We start from the raw sequence: 1,207 nt of genomic DNA on the forward strand, positions 1-1,207 counted from the left end.
GACGGCCGCCGCGACCCGGTCGGCGGCGGTGGCGTCCACCAGGGCGATCACCGAGCCGCCGAAGCCGCCGCCGGTCATCCGCGCGCCGTACGCGCCTGCCGCCAGGGCGGCCTCGACGGCGAGGTCGGTCTCCGGGCAGGAGACCCGGTAGTCGTCGCGCAGCGAGGCGTGCCCGGCGGTGAGGATCGGGCCGAGGGCGGCGGGGTCGCCGGCCTCCAGGGCGGCGACGGCGGCCTGGACCCGCGCGTTCTCGCTCACCACGTGGCGCACCAGCGGCTGGAGTTCGGCCGGGAGCCGGGTCAGTGCGGCGGGGAGTCCGGCGGCGTCCAGCGAGCGGAGGGCGGGCAGGCCGAGCACGGCGGCGGCCTTCTCGCAGCCGGACCGCAGGGCGGCGTAGGCGCCGTCGCCGAGGTCGTGCTTGACCCGGGTGTCCAGGACCAGCAGTGCCAGGCCGGCCGCCGCGAGGTCGATCGGCACCTGACGGATCGTCAGGTCGCGGCTGTCCAGGAACAGCGCGGCGCCCGGGCGGCAGCACATCGCGGCCATCTGGTCCATGATCCCGCAGGGCACGCCGACGAAGGCGTTCTCCGCCCGCTGGGCCAGCAGCGCCAGCTCGGGTGCCGAGAGCCCCAGCCCGTACAGGTCGTTGTACGCGGCCGCCACCACGCACTCCAGCGCGGCGGAGGAGGACAGCCCGGCGCCGCTGGGCACGTCACTGTCCAGCCGGAGGTCCGCGCCGTCGACCCGATACCCGGCCTCGCGCAGCGCCCACACCACGCCGCCCGGGTAGCCGGCCCAGCCGGGGACGGCGCCGGGGGCGAGGTCGGCGACCCGGAGTTCGGTCACCGGGCCGCCGCCCTGGGCGGACCAGAGGCGCAGCACCCCGTCCGTACGGCGGGCGGCCCGGGCCCGGACGGTCTGCGGGAGGGCGATCGGCAGCACGAACCCGTCGTTGTAGTCGGTGTGTTCGCCGATCAGGTTGACCCGGCCGGGGGCGGCCCACTCCCCCTCGGGCGCGCGGCCGTAGAGCTCGGTGAACGTGTTCGCGCTGGTGCTCATGGGGCGGCCTCCCGCAGCCGGCGGGCCGCGTCCTCGGGGGTGATGTCGTTGACGAAGGCGTCCATGCCGGATTCCACCCCGGCCAGGTACTTGAGTTTGTCGGCGGCCCGGCGGATGGTGAACAGCTCCAGGTGGAGGGCGAGTTCGT

Annotated in this window: 1 protein-coding gene and 1 pseudogene; both read right to left on the bottom strand. The window is 76.1% G+C overall.

Features of this window, described 5'->3' with window-relative positions; genetic code table 11:
• A partial coding sequence (gene galK / locus BG452_RS34950; RefSeq protein WP_188308361.1) for a galactokinase occupies window positions 1–1,059 on the bottom strand: 1,059 nt, incomplete at its 3' end.
• A pseudogene (locus BG452_RS34955) lies at window positions 1,056–1,207 on the bottom strand (galactose-1-phosphate uridylyltransferase); the annotation flags it as partial. The gene galK and the pseudogene BG452_RS34955, both read right to left, overlap by 4 nt.

Source organism: Streptomyces sp. CBMA123, from assembly GCF_014596465.1.
GTDB lineage: Bacteria > Actinomycetota > Actinomycetes > Streptomycetales > Streptomycetaceae > Kitasatospora.